The organism is Dolichospermum planctonicum (genome assembly GCF_005402965.1).
Lineage (GTDB): Bacteria > Cyanobacteriota > Cyanobacteriia > Cyanobacteriales > Nostocaceae > Dolichospermum > Dolichospermum planctonicum.
Window position 1 is genome coordinate 1 of record NZ_BJCF01000041.1, and the last position, 16427, is coordinate 16427.

At 36.5% G+C, this 16427-nt stretch carries 15 protein-coding genes, 2 rRNA genes and 1 pseudogene; 10 read left to right on the top strand and 8 right to left on the bottom strand.

Going from position 1 to position 16427, the window contains the following annotated elements:
* Positions 1-4 precede the first annotated feature (4 nt).
* Positions 5-122: ribosomal RNA gene (gene rrf, locus FFO06_RS16025) — 5S ribosomal RNA — on the top strand.
* Positions 123-311: 189 nt separating this feature from the next.
* Here the strand turns inward: rrf (FFO06_RS16025) and FFO06_RS16030 are convergent.
* The 4 genes from FFO06_RS16030 to FFO06_RS16045 all read right to left on the bottom strand — a co-directional run bounded on the left by FFO06_RS16030 (position 312) and on the right by FFO06_RS16045 (position 2300).
* On the bottom strand, positions 312-506 hold the full coding sequence (locus FFO06_RS16030) for a hypothetical protein (protein WP_137908933.1): 195 nt from the start codon (positions 504-506) through the stop codon (positions 312-314).
* Positions 507-541: 35 nt separating this feature from the next.
* The gene (locus FFO06_RS16035) at positions 542-739 is read right to left on the bottom strand and encodes a hypothetical protein (RefSeq protein ID WP_137908934.1); all 198 of its coding nucleotides are present in this window, start codon (positions 737-739) and stop codon (positions 542-544) included.
* 75 nt (positions 740-814) lie between these two features.
* The gene (locus FFO06_RS16040; protein ID WP_137908935.1) at positions 815-1606 is read right to left on the bottom strand and encodes a GTPase family protein; all 792 of its coding nucleotides are present in this window, start codon (positions 1604-1606) and stop codon (positions 815-817) included.
* 13 nt (positions 1607-1619) lie between these two features.
* Positions 1620-2300, bottom strand: coding sequence for a GTPase family protein (locus tag FFO06_RS16045; RefSeq protein WP_137908936.1), 681 nt, complete (start codon positions 2298-2300; stop codon positions 1620-1622).
* Between the two features lie 260 nt (positions 2301-2560).
* On the opposite strand from FFO06_RS16045, the gene FFO06_RS16050 reads away from it, so the two are divergent.
* Positions 2561-3922, top strand: a complete 1362-nt coding sequence (locus tag FFO06_RS16050) for a helix-turn-helix domain-containing protein (RefSeq protein ID WP_137908937.1) — start codon at positions 2561-2563, stop codon at positions 3920-3922.
* A gap of 212 nt (positions 3923-4134) precedes the next feature.
* On the opposite strand, the pseudogene FFO06_RS22480 reads toward FFO06_RS16050, so the two are convergent.
* Positions 4135-4335 (bottom strand): annotated as a pseudogene (locus FFO06_RS22480) (hypothetical protein).
* 181 nt (positions 4336-4516) lie between these two features.
* Between FFO06_RS22480 and rrf (FFO06_RS16060) the strand changes: the two are divergent.
* Positions 4517-4634: ribosomal RNA gene (gene rrf / locus FFO06_RS16060) — 5S ribosomal RNA — on the top strand.
* 188 nt (positions 4635-4822) lie between these two features.
* Positions 4823-6469 carry a metallophosphoesterase family protein gene (locus tag FFO06_RS16065; protein ID WP_137908938.1) on the top strand — a complete coding sequence of 549 codons (1647 nt, stop codon included), beginning with the start codon at positions 4823-4825 and terminating at the stop codon, positions 6467-6469.
* Between the two features lie 84 nt (positions 6470-6553).
* Here the strand turns inward: FFO06_RS16065 and ctpC are convergent, their stop codons facing one another.
* Complete coding sequence (gene ctpC / locus FFO06_RS16070; protein ID WP_137908939.1) at positions 6554-7837, bottom strand: carboxyl-terminal processing protease CtpC; 1284 nt, start codon at positions 7835-7837, stop codon at positions 6554-6556.
* A gap of 364 nt (positions 7838-8201) precedes the next feature.
* Here ctpC and FFO06_RS16075 point away from each other — a divergent pair, with 364 nt between their 5' ends.
* Positions 8202-9896: a bifunctional serine/threonine-protein kinase/formylglycine-generating enzyme family protein gene (locus FFO06_RS16075; protein ID WP_137908940.1), complete on the top strand. Its 1695-nt coding sequence runs from the start codon at positions 8202-8204 to the stop codon at positions 9894-9896.
* A 449-nt stretch (positions 9897-10345) separates the two neighbouring features.
* Here FFO06_RS16075 and ispG read toward each other — a convergent pair whose 3' ends face one another.
* Complete coding sequence (gene ispG, locus FFO06_RS16080; protein WP_137908961.1) at positions 10346-11572, bottom strand: (E)-4-hydroxy-3-methylbut-2-enyl-diphosphate synthase; 1227 nt, start codon at positions 11570-11572, stop codon at positions 10346-10348.
* A 232-nt stretch (positions 11573-11804) separates the two neighbouring features.
* Here ispG and FFO06_RS16085 point away from each other — a divergent pair, with 232 nt between their 5' ends.
* From FFO06_RS16085 to rnc, 5 genes are all read left to right on the top strand, one after another.
* On the top strand, positions 11805-12080 hold the full coding sequence (locus FFO06_RS16085) for a ribbon-helix-helix domain-containing protein (protein ID WP_028085049.1): 276 nt from the start codon (positions 11805-11807) through the stop codon (positions 12078-12080).
* Complete coding sequence (locus FFO06_RS16090; protein WP_028085048.1) at positions 12077-12421, top strand: type II toxin-antitoxin system PemK/MazF family toxin; 345 nt, start codon at positions 12077-12079, stop codon at positions 12419-12421. The genes FFO06_RS16085 and FFO06_RS16090 overlap by 4 nt, the downstream gene beginning before the upstream one ends.
* A 446-nt stretch (positions 12422-12867) precedes the next feature.
* Positions 12868-13461: a hypothetical protein gene (locus FFO06_RS16095; RefSeq protein ID WP_137908941.1), complete on the top strand. Its 594-nt coding sequence runs from the start codon at positions 12868-12870 to the stop codon at positions 13459-13461.
* A gap of 90 nt (positions 13462-13551) precedes the next feature.
* Positions 13552-14304, top strand: a complete 753-nt coding sequence (locus FFO06_RS16100; RefSeq protein ID WP_137908942.1) for a cobalt-precorrin-6A reductase — start codon at positions 13552-13554, stop codon at positions 14302-14304.
* A 176-nt stretch (positions 14305-14480) separates the two neighbouring features.
* Positions 14481-15167 carry a ribonuclease III gene (rnc, locus tag FFO06_RS16105; protein WP_137908943.1) on the top strand — a complete coding sequence of 229 codons (687 nt, stop codon included), beginning with the start codon at positions 14481-14483 and terminating at the stop codon, positions 15165-15167.
* Between the two features lie 384 nt (positions 15168-15551).
* On the opposite strand, the gene FFO06_RS16110 is transcribed toward rnc, so the two are convergent.
* Positions 15552-16385 (bottom strand): FAD-binding domain-containing protein, encoded by an 834-nt coding sequence (locus FFO06_RS16110; protein ID WP_137908944.1) that lies wholly within the window; start codon positions 16383-16385, stop codon positions 15552-15554.
* Between the last annotated feature and the right edge of the window lie 42 nt (positions 16386-16427).

The window sequence follows — 16427 nt, forward strand, 5'->3', positions numbered from 1 at the left end:
CTTTCCTGGTGTCTATGGCGCGGTGGAACCACACTGATCCCTTCCCGAACTCAGAGGTGAAACGCTGCTGCGGCGACGATAGTTTGGGGGTAGCCCCATGTCAAAATAGCTCGATGCCAGGTTTATTATTTACAACCACATCACCCCCTCTATTTATTTAGTGGGGGTTTTGTTTTTGGATTTGTTATGTGCAAGTGGGCAAATTTAGCTTACCATTGATCTCTTACAGCACCTCCCGGTGTTATGAGGTACATATCTAGCGGGCAAGATGCCCGCACCACAAGAGTTTCATGATTCAACTTTGTACCTCATCAGAGCAGAAAACGCTGTAAATAGTCAAATAGCATTTCAATTATTGCTTTACTGATTCTTTCCCAAAGCCATTCCATAGCAGTTTTAATCCATGATTCAAATGAGTTTTCACTGGCAAGGACAGCTTTTTTTTGTGCATGAGAAAGTTGACGATAACGGCTAATAATTTCTTGTTCTTCATCTGATAATTCCATCTTTTACTCCTGTTTAATGTGATTTCTCAAAGTTCTTAGAATAAGCCTTTCAGCAAATTCCATAAATCGTTAGCATAGCCTTTAATTTTATCCCATACCCATGAAACAGAAGTTTTAATCCAATCAATAAAAGACTGCTTACTAGCGGTTACTGCTTCCTTTTGAGATTGAGAAAGTTGTCGATATCTTTTAAGGATTTCTCTTTCTTCTGGCTCTAAATTATCATAATCCATTCTTGAACCTCCGTATAATCCATTCTTGAACCTCCGTCTTAGCTAAACAAAAATTATGACCACTGGAATAATTTTCTAAATTCCCAATTCCTTTCTCAATAAATTCTGGACAGATGGATCTGCTAGTTCAATAGGATCAGCAGGATTAATACTAAATTTCCAGCCGACGTTACCCGATGCTTTGATAATTGCTGCTAGAAGGTGATAGAGTCTATATCGTTTGTCTGCTGAGTAATATTCAACTTGTTCAACTTTAATAGCAAGGGCAGAACTTAACTTCTTCTGAATATCTTGACAACGACGATTGATATTGTCTTCCTGTTCAGGAGATGGATAATTAAATTCGGTATTCCATGTACCAGGACCAATTTTATCAACTTGATTTAATCCCACTACTAGACGACTTTTTAAATTAACCATGACCTTTTCTACAATGTCTCTGAGTATTTTTTGATCTTCTGTTAATGCCTTTAAATTTCCCTGAATAATATAGACAACAACATCCGCTTTTGGTAAAGTTCGCTCGTAAATTTTAGCGTATTCTTCATCTAGTTCGATGTCTTCTCCTAAACCAGGCATATCAATAACTTCTAATTTTCCTCCTTGGGGTAATTCAATTATTTGTTTACTGGCTTCTGTTGTTCCATGTGTAGTATGGCTGACTTTTTCATCTAAACCAAATAAGGCGTTAATGGTGGTACTTTTCCCAACGCCTGATTTACCAATAATGGCTACTTTGGGAGAATGTGCTAGTTCTTCTTGAACTAATCTTTCAAAAAGTTTAAAGTCTTTATCACCTAAAACTTTGCGTAAGTTATCTACTATTTTTTGTTGTTCTGGTGATACTTTCTTCTGAAAAAGTCCCATTTTTGTAACTCCTCTAATTCAAGTTATTAATTGGATTTGTGAGATAATTAAAGTTGTTAATTGTATTGACAAGATTGTCTAACCCATAATTATTAACAACAGAACAAGGAATAATATGTTGTTTTTCAATGGGTATGTAGGGAGAGAAGCGTTGATAGACAATTTCTAATTTCTCTGGGATTAGAGATAATTGTTCTGGTGATGGTTGATTTTTCAAAGTATCCCAATTTTCAGGATGTACTCTATCAATTTGATTAAGAACAATTAGATAATGAGCATCAGGTACTTTTTGTTTGTTGTTGGTTAATTTCAAAATTGCTTTTTGATCTTCTGCAAATGCACGGGTATCAGCCTGAAGAACCCATAAAATTACATTTGCTTTGTGAAAAGTTTCATAAATATGTTCAAAATGCTGATCATCCGCATATTCACTCTCTCCAACACCAGGAGTATCACAAAGTCGCCAAGTAAAATCTTTACCTTGATGAATTTCAGGTAACATTTTACCTTCGTATTCGGTGACAGTTTGAGTACAAGCAACAGCATAATCTGTACGCCAATTTACCCCAAATAAAGCATTAGAAAGACTTGTTTTTCCTGTACCTGTTTGACCAAATTTAGCTATGGTCGGGGGCTTAACCTCTATATTAACAGGGGGTTGCTGGATTTTCTGTTCACTACTTAAGTAAGACATTGTGATTAATTTTTGAGTGACTCTATTTTTTGATCACGAGTAAAATCAGATTCTCTGAAAAATATCAAACACTGCTTTGAGTAAGTTGGTTTTTTACTTAATTATTATCGTTTCAAAATCTGAGTCATCTGTCTATTGGAAAACATCGGATTTTATCGGGAGATTTATTACAAAATTTTACGTATAAAATCGGAAAATATGCGTAAAAATAGGATTATCTTTTGCTATAATTACTGAAACCTTTACCCCATATAGTTTTTATGACTGTTGATGAAGTTGTAAAATTCGTTGATAAAATGGTATTTGAAAAAACGGGAAAACATCTAGATGATGTCCAAACTGCTGTAGTTGAAGGGACTTGGAAAAGACAAACTTATGATTATATTGCCAGCGAATATAATCTTTCTAGCAGTCATGTAGGAGATGTAGGATCTGAATTATGGCAACTTTTATCGGAAATATTACATGAAAATATAAAAAAAACTAATTTTTGTTCTACTTTGGAAAGGATATATATTAAATCATCTCAAATGCCAAATATTTATATTGGTAATAATCATTTTAATTTTAATTCGCAAACATTAAATCAACCTAATAAAGAAGATGATAAAAGTAATATAAATACGGAATCTAAATTATCTAGTTATGATTTAACTTTAGCTCCTGAAATTATAAAATTTTATCAACGAGAAACAGAATTAGAAAAACTCTCTGATTGGATATTTAAGCAAAATACTCGTTTAATTTCAGTATCAGGATTATATGGAACTGGTAAAACTACTTTAGTTAAAAGATTTATTGATTTAAACTTACAGAAATTTGCAGTGGTTATTTGGAGAAGTTTAAAATATCCTCAACCTTTAGATTTATTTGTTACCGATTTATTGAATGTTTGTCAACAACAACCTCAAGAAACTTTAGATAAACGATTAAAACAATTATTAGATGTTTTTGCGAATCATAAATGTTTAATTATTCTTGATGATTTACAAAATATATTTATCCCTGGTAAATTTGCAGGACAATACAAACTTGAATATCAAGATTATCAAAACTTTTTTAATATGCTGACAGAGGTTAAACATCAAAGTCATGTAATTGTGATTAGTCAAGAACAATGTTCAGAAATTGAATGTTTAGATAATGAATTATGTCTGATTAAGTCTTTAGAAGTATCTGGATTATATGATGTTCATATTATCCAAAATAGAGGATTAAAAAATGAAGATAATTGGTTAAAATTAATTGATTTATATGCAGGTAATTTTATTGATTTAAAAAGTGTGAGTATCTTAATTAATAAGAATTATGATGGTCAAGTGGCTGATTTTTTATCTGAGAATACTTTGCACATTACCCATCAAATGCAATCTCGTTTTCAGCAAATATTTAAGCATTTATCATCCCAAGAACAAGAAATAGTATTGCATTTAAGTAAGTTTGAAATACCTATTACTAGAGAATATTTGAGAGAGGGTTTAAATTTATCTGTTGTTGATTTTAATAATGGTTTACAGTCTTTACAAGAAAGGTATTTAGTCACGAAAATAAAAAATGATAAAATCTTGTTTCAATTATCTTCAGTTTTTAGGGAATATGTGAGAAATTATTGTCAAAATTGATGATGATTTCATAAAAAATATAGGTCATATTTTTTGATATATTTTGAATCAATTACATAAGTCCTAATTTCACAGATAAAATTGAACAATGATTTTATTCTCCATCACAACAGTTAAAATAGAGGAAGATTTGTATATAATTATTTGTAAATATTAGTAAATTACGTAGCATATATTAGTTTCAAATAATACTAATATATATTTCTTGTTTGCTATTGTCCTCGTCCTGGTTTGCAGTCTGCGAAACCTAATGCTTCGGTATCTAGGAAACTAGCGATTCTCTTTCAGAGACACTACGTGAACGCCATTTCAATAATAGCTTCTACTGGATAGTCAATTTCAGCAGCACGGGCAATTAAAGCTGCTTTGATTTTTTCTGGCAAGCATTCTAAGATAATTTTAGCATCAGTAATGTATGTAGCAGAGGAGTACTAACAGACCGAGGGCTTGACCTCTATATTCTTAATTGCTATTATTATTTCTCGTTCTCAAATGCAGTCTTCAGGGTTTCTGTCAAGTTAAAACTCAGATTTCAAAACTTGATTTTTGATTTTTGACCTTTGACTTTTGACTTTTGACTTCCCAACAGGCTTTCCTGGTGTCTATGGCGCGGTGGAACCACACTGATCCCTTCCCGAACTCAGAGGTGAAACGCTGCTGCGGCGACGATAGTTTGGGGGTAGCCCCATGTCAAAATAGCTCGATGCCAGGTTTATTATTTACAACCACATCACCCCCTCTATTTATTTAGTGGGGGTTTTGTTTTTTGACGAGAGTTCAACGGCTGTAGAAGCATTGTCAATACGACTTTATTTTTATTCTTAAATTAATAAGTTAACAGAGCGATCGCCTTTGCGTAATATAGTTATAGCAAACTTGAGTTATTTTGGGCAAATAATCATGAAATCAGCACCACAATTGCTGACAGATCCATTTTTACAACTACCAACCCCAACAACAGTACAAGTAGTGTGGTTTACCGAGTTTCTTGGTGATCATCATTCAGTCAGTTACGGAGAAAATCTCCAGAAAACTTCCCCAGCCCGTACTACCAAACTCAGCCGCACCAGAGAAGACCAAGAATCACGAGTCGGGAATCAGACTCAAAACGGGCAAATTTACCAAAAACCCGTTCAACGTCATATTTGGCGACATGAAGCCCTAGTAACAGAATTAACTACTGGTGTGCGAGTTCCCTATCGCGTTACCAGTGTCCGGGAAGATGGTCAAAGTGTCAGTAGCGAAGTTTTTACCCTGACAACCACTCCCCAACCGGGAACACCATTAAAAATCCTCCTCACCTCGGACCACCAACTAAAACCCATGACGGCCGCAAACCTACAAAAGGTTGTGGAAACTGTAGGACAAATAGACGGAGTATGGTTTGCGGGTGATTTAGTCAATGTTTCAGACCGCGCTTCTGAATGGTTTGATGATAATCGAGGTAATGCTTTCTTTCCTGGTTTACAAGGTCACGCTAAATATCAGATAGAACATAATGGAGTTAAGGTCACTTATACAGGAGGGAAAATTATTCAAAATGCACCCATGTTTACTTGTATTGGTAATCATGAAGTTATGGGTAGATTTCAAAGAACAGCAAGTTTAGATGATGAATTTAATGATACTATTCCCCGGGAAATTGCTAAAAAATTATCTGGCGAAAAATCCTTAAAAGATCATTCCTTTAATACTGACACTTACGAGGAAATTTTATCTTTACCTGCAAGTCAACCAGGGGGAAAAACCTACTATGCTGTTAGTTTTGGAGATGTGCGTCTTGTTGTTCTTTATGTTACAAATATGTGGCGTAGTCCTAGATTAGATCGAGATACTAAAGGGCGATATCGAGAAGCAGAAAAAGACTTTAATCATCCAGAAAATTGGGGTTATGGACAAATTATTTATGAACCAATTTTTGCAGGTAGTCAACAATATAATTGGCTAAAACAAGAACTTAACAGCCAGGAATTTCAACAAGCAAAATATAAAGTTGTTATGTTCCATCATCCACCGCATACATTGGGTTGTAATATTATTCCACCTTATACTAATCCCATAGGAATAATAGAACACAATGATTTAGGAGAAATCAAATCAATAGATTATCAATATCCCAAAGATCAAGATTATATTATTCGTGATCTTATTCCCTTATTAGAAACTGCTAAAGTGCAATTAGTATTTTATGGACATTCCCACTTATGGAATCGTTTTATCAGTGCTAGTGGAATGCACTTTTTAGAAACATCTAATGTCGGTAACTCTTATGGTGCTGCTTGGGGGGAAAGACAACGAGAAATACCAAATAACTATCAAAAAGATTGTATCGCAATTGGTGATCCTAATGGTTTACAACCGATTGTACCAACTCTTTCGCCCTTATTAGGAGAAGATGGTCAACCACAGCCTTATATTGCCAGTAATGATATTACAGTTTTTAGCATTTTCGACACAGGAACAGGCACAATTAGCAGCTATCTTTTTGATACGAAAAAACCCGATACTGGAGTTGTTAAGTTTGATGAATTTAAGTTGAAATCCTGATTCTTGTCAGGTGATAGGTTTAGATGGTTCATTGGTAGAGACGTTCCATGGAACGTCTTTACTCTACTTTACCTAGATGTTTATTTAATTTTTCCTAATTGTACTTGTATTTTGAGTGGTTTGTTTACCTAATAATTCCACAGCTTTCGCAAATTGAGGATCTGCAAGAGTCCCTAATTTATCCCGTTCACGCAACCATAAATCTTGACGTTGAGCATCAGTCAATTCTACCTTCACATCTGGATCAATACCATGTTTATTAATATCTTTTCCACTGGGAGTATGATATTTAGCAATAGTTACAGCCAAACCCGAACCAGATTTTAAAGGCTGCACAGATTGGACTAAACCCTTACCAAAAGTTTGATTTCCTACTAAAATCGCCCTTTTATTATCTTGTAACGCCCCAGAAAGGATTTCACTAGCACTGGCTGAACCTTTATCTACTAATACTACCAAGGGCTTATTAGTCAAAGCAGAGCCATTTGCTACTTGTTTATCTTGCGTACCCTGGCGGTCAATAGTAAAAACAATAGTGCCTTTATTCATCCACATTTGGGCAATTTCTATACTCGCGTATAGCAAACCTCCGGGATTACTACGTAAGTCTAAAATATATCCAGAAACCTTTTTAGCTTCTAAGTTTTGAATAGCATCTTTCATTTCCTTACTAGCATTGGCGCTGAATTGATTCAAGCGAATATAGCCAATATTACCTGCTGGAGTTTTCTTTTCCGAATAGCGCACAGGATGAATCTCAATTCGCGCTCGTTGGATATCGAATTGTTTTTTCTGACCATTACGCAGAATTGTTAGCTTTACCCTGGTTCCTGCTTTGCCACGAATCAGAGATACTGCATCATTTGTATCCATCCCTTTGGTATTTTTACCATTAATTTCCAGAATAATATCTTTGGCTAAAATACCTGCTTTAAATGCCGGTGTATCTTCAATAGGAGCAATGACAAGCAGTTGTTTAGTTTTTTCATCTTGACTAATAGTTATACCAATACCTGTAAGTTCTCCAGAGGTATCAACTTGTAAATTTTTAAATTCTTCCGGGTTCATAAACCGCGTGTAAGGGTCTTCTAGCTTTTTCAGCATTTCCCGGATGGACTTATAAGCCTCCTTTTCATCAGTATAAGACTTGTTTAAGTATTCCTGACGAACAGCTTGCCAATCTAGCTGATTAAAAGTTCCATCTACGTATCGGTAGTTAATAATCTGCCAAACTTCATCTACTAAATCCTTGTGACTGTCTTTAAATGAAGCTTTACCAATGGAGTGAATGCCAAGACTAGTAATAACGATTGTAGAAAGCGTTACTACTGTAGCACTTAAAACCAGCTTACTCTTTGTAATTACCATAATGACAACTGTGTCAAAGAAAAAAAATATATGTCAAGTATGACTAATCTAACACAACGATTGGTAATTAGTAATTGATAATTGCTAATTAGTCGTTATTTGCGTATATTACTAGACTGATGAGTAATTAACAAGCACAGAAGCTAGGGAATAGCAATTCCCAATTCAAGATTTTATGCTACTGAAGGCCTTACAGCCAGAAGACTTGACAATTCTTCATAATTTAGGCAATTGATCTGATGGTTTTAACCCGATACGTCTTGTTAGCAAAGCATGGCCTTGGCCATTTCTGACTTGAGAAAAATCAGAGTTATTAACTAAAATTGTTTAGTATAATTATCCTTAGATTTACCAAGTATCTACCATGAGTCAATGTCTTAATCCCACCTGTCTTCATCAAAATCCCCAAGGTACTAGCTTTTGTCAAAAATGTGGTGGTAAAATTATTCTAGATGATCGTTATCGTCCCATTAAGTTTCTCGGAGAAGGTGGTTTTGGCAGAACATTTCAAGCAATAGATGAAAAAAGATTAAATACTCCCTGCGTTATCAAACAATTCTTACCCCAACAAGCTGGAAGTGCGGCTTTACAAAAAGCCACCGAATTATTTCAACAAGAAGCCAAAAGACTCCAAGAATTAGGAAAACATCCGCAAATACCAGATTTAGAAGCCTTCTTTCCCCAAGATGGTAGACTTTATTTAGTCCAAGATTTTATTGATGGTCAAAACCTATTAGAAGAGTTTCAAAATCAAGGTAAATTAAAAGAACCACAAATCAGAATTATCCTCACAGAATTATTGCCAGTTTTGCAATTTATCCATGACAATCAAGTTATTCATCGAGATATAAAACCCGAAAATATTATTAGAAGTAAAACCGGTCAATTATTTCTAATTGATTTTGGCGTTTCCAAAGAAACAAGTGGAACTATTTTAACTAGAGTGGGGACTACAGTAGGTACTCCTGGATACGCGCCACCAGAACAGTTTCGGGGTATGGTTTATCATAGTAGTGATCTCTATAGTTTAGCTGTTACCTGTGTCAGATTATTGACGGGACATTTTCAAGAAGCTGATGGTGCAGATAAATTATTTGATACTAGAAAAATGCAATGGCAATGGCAAAAGTATGTTTCTTTAAGTCAGGAATTAACAACGGTATTAGAAATCATGTTACAGGATATTCCTGTTAAACGTTATCAATCAGCCACAGAAGTTTTAGCCGCATTAGCAAATAAAAAAACAGGAGTTATTCCCACAGCCACAAACCCACCCAAACCACCAGCAAATATTAACGTAAATATCAATCCCCAATCATCATTTACCGAAGATTTAGGAAATGGTGTTAAATTAGAAATGATCGCCATACCGGGAGGAACTTTCTGGATGGGTTCACCGGCAAATGAGGCAAAAAGACATGATGATGAAGGTCCCCAACATCAAGTTACAGTTCCCAGCTTTTTTATGGGCAAATATCCCTTGACACAGGCACAATATCAAGCTATTATGGGGCATAATCCCTCTTACTTCAAAGGCAATAACCGCCCAGTTGAAACTGTCAGTTGGGATGATGCGGTTACATTCTGTCGAAAGTTAAGCCAAAGGACAGGAAAAAACTACAGATTGCCCAGTGAAGCAGAATGGGAATATGCTTGTAGAGCCGGGACAAAAACGCCATTCTCTTTTGGTGACAACATCACCACGGATTTAGTAAACTACAATGGTAATTATCCCTATAAGTCCGCACCTAAAGGTAAATATCGCCAACAAACTACAGATGTAGGAACTTTTCCCCCTAACGCTTTTGGCTTGTACGATATGCACGGGAATGTGTGGGAGTGGTGTGAAGATGACTGGCATGAAAATTATATAAACGCACCTATAAATGGTAGTGCTTGGAAAAATCAAAGCGGTAGTAATATAAAGTTACTTCGCGGCGGTTCTTGGTATTACTTTGCCAGGTACTGTCGGTCTGCGCTTCGCCTTAAGGATTCGCGCGGCCTTTCTTATCGCCTCTACGGTTTTCGACTTGCGGTTTCTCTACTTGCTACTGAGTAGCACTTTATACTATTGCTCTTTTCCCCTCTGCTCTTTTTTTCTTTCTCAACCTCTTATCTCAAAATAGAATTAGTAGATAATCGTTTTTGGAATCCTAGAATAGAATTAGGTTTGGGTATGGGCTGAACAGGAAAGACAAAAAACAGAAAGATTAATTGCTCAATTAAGATCATTGGGTGTAGAACCTGATTTAGAGTAATAGGAATATTATTAATATTAATATTCTGCGGGCAAGATGCCCGCACCACAGGAAACTTTTGGGTATTGTTTTTTATTGGCAAGTTCCTAATTATGAAAATCCTCAAATCCTGTAAATCTTGATCCTGACAAAGAAATCAAAAATCATTTTTTACCCCTTCCCCCTCAAAAATTATTAACTTTCTTTGCAGTTAGTTTAAAAAAATAAGTAATCTAATCTAACAGGGGGACAGAAGTAAAAGTTTGATAAATTAAGGTTCTACCCAACGTCCGTCTGCTTTAATCAGATTAATCAACTCTTCTACCCCTTGGGTTTCGGGAACTTTTTTAATTTCTTCCCGACCACGATATAGAGAAATGTAACCAGGAGTTTTACCAACATAACCATAGTCAGCGTCTGCCATTTCTCCAGGTCCATTGACAATACAACCCATCACAGCAATATCTAACCCAGTTAAATGTTTGGTGGCTTCTCTAACTGTATGCAGCACTTCCTCTAAATTAAATAAAGTCCGTCCACAAGAAGGACAAGCGACATATTCAACCATTGTTTTCCGCAAACCTAAAGCTTGCAGAATGCTGTAACAAACGGGAATTTCTTTTTCTGGTGCTTCTGTCAAAGATACACGAATTGTATCACCAATGCCGTCAGCTAGTAATGTGGCAATACCGGCGGTGGATTTAATTCTACCATATTCTCCATCCCCTGCTTCGGTCACGCCTAGATGGAGAGGATAGTCCATACCCAAATCATCCATACGTTTGGCCATAAGACGATATGCAGCCACCATGACAGGAACTCGTGAGGCTTTCATGGAGATGACGACATTATGAAAATCCAAAGATTCACAAATGCGGATAAACTCTATGGCAGATTCTACCATGCCTTCTGGTGTGTCCCCATAGGTAAATAACATTCTTTCCGCTAAAGAACCATGATTTACGCCAATTCGCATGGCTTTACCTTGATCACGCAAGGAAATTACCAGCGGAGCTAAAGTTTCACGGATTTTTTCACCAATTTCGTCAAATTCAGCTTTTGTATATTCGGTGCGGCTGGTATTGGGTTTTTCAAATACATACAAGCCTGGATTAATTCGCACTTTTTCAATATGCTTGGCGACTTCTAAGGCGATTTTCATACCATTGTGATGGACATCAGCCACAATTGGTACATCACGATAAGTTTGAATTAATTTCTGTTTAATTTCTGCCAATGCTTTAGCGTGTCCAAGACTGGGGACTGTAACACGGACAATTTCGCAGCCTATTTCATGAAGACGACGAATACCGGCTACAGAACCGTCAATATCTAGGGTGTCTTCATTGATCATTGACTGTACCACCACTGGGTATCCACCCCCAATGATCACATCCCCCACTTTGACAGCGCGGGTTTTGCGGCGTTTAATAGTGGTATCAAAGGCTGGTTGACTAGATGTAGTGTTGCTAATTTCCAGAGTTGACAGAGTTTGCATAATCCCAACAGGTAGATTTTCTGTAATTAAAATATCAGATCGCCAGAGGTTATACTTCTCAGATTGCCACAATTGGTGGTGTTTTAGGTGATAAATTAGAAAAGTATCCGGGAAAATTGAGAATAAACAATTGAGAACGACTAATTTTTAATTTTTAATTTTTAATTTTGTGTGATGCGGAAAACGATATGATATAAGGCATCACTTCAGTCATCAAAATAATGAACGCGCCATGAAAACAGAAACCGTTCGCACGACGTTAACCATTCCCAGAGAACTCCTAGAAGCCACAGATAAAGCGGTTATGGAAGGAAAAGCTAAAAATCGCAATGATTTTGTCGCCCAGGCTTTACGAAGGGAACTAGCCATACAGAAGCGTTCTGAAATTGATGCCGCATTGGCAGAAATGGCTAATGATCCAGATTATCAGGCTGAAGTCCTAAAACTAGAGGTAGAATTTGCTACAGCCCAGTGGGAGGCGTTGCAGTTAGGGGAATCTCCAAGATGAGAAGGGGTGAGGTGTATGATGCTCGTTTAGAAACGACTGAAGGCTCAGAACAAGGAGGAACTCGTCCAGTGATTATTGTTAGTCGTGATGTGATTAATCTATCCAGCCCAGTAGTTTTAGCAGTACCCTGTACCACCTATCAAGACGGGAAGCGAGTTTACCCCACTCAAGTTTTAATTTTAGCACCAGATGGCGGTCTCAAGAAGGACTCGATCGCAATGGCAGATCAGGTGCGGGTATTATCTAAGACCCGCTTTTTGCGCTTACGAGGTGTACTTTCGGAAGTTGTCATGGCACATCTGGAACAAGCTTTGTTAATTGCGTTAGATTTACCAGGGTGATGTGTAATTAAAATTACACTTGATCCCTAGGAGACTTTACCGCTAAAAAGGGGATAAAGCGAAAATTTGCGTGGAGAATTGCGGATTAATAAGTGCTGTATACGACAAAATCCCCGCTCCACGTATTTCGGGAACTTACTCAACAGGTAGATGAAAGTGAGCGGATTTTGGCTGAATATGAAATCATATCCTGATCAAGAAGTGAAAATCTGCGCCAGTTTCCCTACATGATATCGTCAATTTAAAAAAATAAAACTTATACTCAACATTAAAGTAGATCTGTTGCACAATTGTTTCTGTGGTATGATAAATAGTTTTAGGTTTTATGTATCTTTGGGTGTTCTTTGCGGTTGTAAATTCAACCATAGCGGTGTAATTATAACTTTTATCTAAAATTAAGCAAACCTCCAAGTATAACATAAAATTAATTATTTCAGAGGTCTAGTATGTCTGAACCAGTAAAAATATCAAAGAATTTAACACAACATTCTCCAGAAAAAGACCGAGAAGAAAAATTGATGAATGAAGTGCTTATATTGATAAAAACTTTAGTTTATAATGAAGAAATCACAATTAAGTTGCTTATAGATTGTTTATATGATATCGGTGTCACCAATTTAATTAACCAAAAGTTTCAGTTGGGAACTCTCAATAAAACTCTGAAATTTATGACCAAAATATCTAAACCAGCGGTGAAAATATTGGCTTGGAAATGGGTTAAAACTAATTGTCCTCAGTTGATTACTGGATGGTTAAAAAGTAAAGTTGCATTTCCTAAAGAGGAAGCACTAAAAATAGAGGTGGTGGTAGAAAATGAACCTGAAAATATAGCTGCTAGTTCCCAGATTATAGATCAAAATCAGGTCAAACGTCTGAATTTTCAGGTAAAATTGCTAATAAGTCTTTTAATAGCTGTGCTGACAATATTTACTGGTAGTTCGATTTGGTTATTAGTTGCATTACAACAATCTCATGTCCAAACCGTGGAAAAATTACAAAACCAAGTTAAAACTCTAGAATCTAGTCTGAATCAACATTAGTTATTCAAGGTGAAAAACATCATAGTAGGTGCAAATTTATTTTAAGCAGTAAATAGTAAACATCCAAAGTTCAAAGTTAACAAAATTGATATGTTGCGCGTTTTAATTTTAGGTGGGATTGGTGATGCGGTTGAGTTGGCTGCTAAGGTAGCAAATATTCACGGTATTGAGGCGATCGCCTCTTTAGCTGGTAGTACCCGTAAACCTAACCTTCCCCTTGGTAATGTGAGGATTGGCGGTTTTGGTGGTGTAGCGGGATTGACTACTTATCTCCGAGAAATGCACATTGATTTATTAATTGATGCTACTCATCCTTTCGCTGATCAGATTTCTGCAAATGCAGCCATAGCCGCAGAGGAAGTGGGTATTCCGCGATTAATGGTAATTCGTCCACCTTGGCAAAAATTAGAGGGTGATAACTGGTTAGAAGTGGAAAATAATCTGGCCGCAGCAGCAGCCTTATCAAATCAATCTCAACGAGTATTTTTAACAATTGGTAGACAAGAAATTGCTACTTTTGCAAAGTTAGCAGAAATTTGGTTTTTAATGCGGATGATTGATCCCCCAGATGCCAATGCCATAGTACCACCTGGTTTGATCATAAGCGATCGCGGTCCTTTTAATTTAGAAAAGGAACAGGAAATTTTACTCAAATACAATATAGATACTATTGTGAGCAAAAATAGCGGTGGTAGTGCCACATATCCTAAAATTATCGCCGCCCGGAAACTAGGTATAAAAGTTGTGATGGTAAAACGTCCACCTATACCCCCAGGAGAACAAGTTCCAGATGTAGAAAGTGCTGTAAAATGGCTTTTGAATCTGACGGGGAGAGAAAAATAGTGGTGTTTGATTACTGAATCAATACTGCATTAATTTTAATTTATCTAATTAAAGCGGACAGGATGTCCGCACCACAAGAGCCATACCACAAGAGCCATCTAAGGATTCTACAAACTGCACTTAGTGGTTTTTTCATTTTCAACATAGTTTTTCAACATAGTTAATATATAAAACAAATGCACAAACTTCTCACATTTAATAATGAAACACTTCTGCGTCAAGCGCTTACCCACCGTTCTTATGTCAATGAGAACCCAGGAGAAGGGGAACACAATGAACGCTTAGAATTTCTTGGTGATGCCATACTCAATTTTATCAGTGGACAATATCTTTATTGTCGTTATCCCCAAAAAGGAGAGGATGAATTAACTCGTCTGCGTTCTGCATTAGTAGAAGAAAAACAATTAGCAAAATTCGCCCTTGAAGTAGGTATAGAATTGAGAATGAGATTAGGAAAAGGGACAATTAGAGATGGAGGTTTTCAAAATCCTAACTTACTCAGTAGCACCTTTGAAGCAGTAATTGGTGCTTATTATTTAGATCACAATTGTGATGTTGACACAGTTCGCGCTATTGTTGAACCATTATTTGATTCTGCATCAAAACATATTGTTGAAACTCGCTCAAATGTAGACTCTAAAAACCAATTGCAAGAATGGGTACAAAGGGAAGTCACTTTAAATCCTCCTAAATATGTAACAGAACATATAGGTGGTCCATCTCACGCCCCAGAATTTATCGCTAAGGTATTAATTGATGGAAAAGAATATGGTGAAGGTAAAGGACGTAGCAAAAAAGATGCAGAAAAAGCTGCTGCTGAAGACGCACTAGCTAAATTAAAAAAACGAGGTTTACTAACTTAATCAATTGGGTATTACTAACGAGGTTCTGATCATCTAAAAACCCGATCAAGATTGACCGGGTTATAGTGAATTTGCAGCTTTCAAATGATTAAAGTAAAGTAAGTGAATCTAAGTTACTAAAGGTGGACTAGTGGGAACACAAACACAGCATCTCTACGTCTTTCCGCTCTGGGATTTGGCCTCGCCACTCACAATTGGCTACTTGCCACTTGATCATCAATAATGCTGTAATTTGCTGGGCTGATGACAGGGGACACTAGATCATTCGCCCTTTTTGGTTGGTTTCTTATCTGTTTGGTGTCCTATGGATTTAATATATCATTTGATTTTGCTGGTGGAATCTGTTCTTTACATTTATTAACAAAACACAGGTAAGGAAAGTGCTTATTTGCGTTTAGTTCCTTTTTGCCAGGTTTGATTATGATGTTGTTTACTAAATTCCGCTTTGGGAAAAAGTCGCTGTTCTATTTGTTCATAACTTCCTTCAAAGTCACACTTACCTAAATAAGGACACTGATGACAATAAACTCCCTTTGTGTAACGTTGCAAATTCTCGCGGTTGAAAAAATAGGGTTTGTGACTAAATGTACTTGCTACCCATTGCCATGACATATTGTTACTTGCTGGATCACCGTCGAGTAAATGTTGCAAAAACCACTTTGCGCCGGCTTGCCATTCCACCCGTCGCCAATGAATAATATAAGCTGCTAACCACATTCTAATATGATTGTGGAGATAGCCAGTGGTTCGCAATTCCTGACTAAAGCTGTCAATGCAAACTAACCCTGTAGTTCCAGTGGTGATATCTTCTGGTAATTTGGCTGTATAGTCTGTGGGTAGATAACCGGTTTTATATTCTTCCTGATTTTGCCAAATCCGGTCTTCCAGTTTAACATATAATCTTTGCCAGTAGTCACGCCAAGCTAATTCCTGAATCAATTTATTAGCATCATCTGGGTTGTCAACTCGTTTGAGTACATATTCTCGAATTTCTCCCAAACTTAAAACACCATGACGAATATAAGCTGATAATTTAGTAACATTACCATCTAAAAAATTCCGTGTTTTTGCATAAGCTACCGGATCAATTTTTCTGAGTGCTTCCTCCGCTGCTTTCCTTCCCCCTGGAATATTACTAACATGATCATCTGCTGCTTGGGGAAACTGTTCCCGCAGGTATGTAACTAATTCACTTCTGTTTTTAAAATCACGTAACATAATTTTCTAGATATGTTTTCTTGAGTGTTGTATAATTGAAGT

What these genes read in the sequence shown, in the direction of transcription:
- FFO06_RS16030 (WP_137908933.1), bottom strand. Translation starts at nt 506, where the DNA reads ATGGAATTATCAGATGAAGAACAAGAAATTATTAGCCGTTATCGTCAA.
- FFO06_RS16035 (WP_137908934.1), bottom strand. Translation starts at nt 739, where the DNA reads ATGGATTATGATAATTTAGAGCCAGAAGAAAGAGAAATCCTTAAAAGA.
- FFO06_RS16040 (WP_137908935.1), bottom strand. Translation starts at nt 1,606, where the DNA reads ATGGGACTTTTTCAGAAGAAAGTATCACCAGAACAACAAAAAATAGTA.
- FFO06_RS16045 (WP_137908936.1), bottom strand. Translation starts at nt 2,300, where the DNA reads ATGTCTTACTTAAGTAGTGAACAGAAAATCCAGCAACCCCCTGTTAAT.
- FFO06_RS16050 (WP_137908937.1), top strand. Translation starts at nt 2,561, where the DNA reads ATGACTGTTGATGAAGTTGTAAAATTCGTTGATAAAATGGTATTTGAA.
- FFO06_RS16065 (WP_137908938.1), top strand. Translation starts at nt 4,823, where the DNA reads ATGAAATCAGCACCACAATTGCTGACAGATCCATTTTTACAACTACCA.
- ctpC (WP_137908939.1), bottom strand. Translation starts at nt 7,837, where the DNA reads ATGGTAATTACAAAGAGTAAGCTGGTTTTAAGTGCTACAGTAGTAACG.
- FFO06_RS16075 (WP_137908940.1), top strand. Translation starts at nt 8,202, where the DNA reads ATGAGTCAATGTCTTAATCCCACCTGTCTTCATCAAAATCCCCAAGGT.
- ispG (WP_137908961.1), bottom strand. Translation starts at nt 11,572, where the DNA reads ATGCAAACTCTGTCAACTCTGGAAATTAGCAACACTACATCTAGTCAA.
- FFO06_RS16085 (WP_028085049.1), top strand. Translation starts at nt 11,805, where the DNA reads ATGAAAACAGAAACCGTTCGCACGACGTTAACCATTCCCAGAGAACTC.
- FFO06_RS16090 (WP_028085048.1), top strand. Translation starts at nt 12,077, where the DNA reads ATGAGAAGGGGTGAGGTGTATGATGCTCGTTTAGAAACGACTGAAGGC.
- FFO06_RS16095 (WP_137908941.1), top strand. Translation starts at nt 12,868, where the DNA reads ATGTCTGAACCAGTAAAAATATCAAAGAATTTAACACAACATTCTCCA.
- FFO06_RS16100 (WP_137908942.1), top strand. Translation starts at nt 13,552, where the DNA reads ATGTTGCGCGTTTTAATTTTAGGTGGGATTGGTGATGCGGTTGAGTTG.
- rnc (WP_137908943.1), top strand. Translation starts at nt 14,481, where the DNA reads ATGCACAAACTTCTCACATTTAATAATGAAACACTTCTGCGTCAAGCG.
- FFO06_RS16110 (WP_137908944.1), bottom strand. Translation starts at nt 16,385, where the DNA reads ATGTTACGTGATTTTAAAAACAGAAGTGAATTAGTTACATACCTGCGG.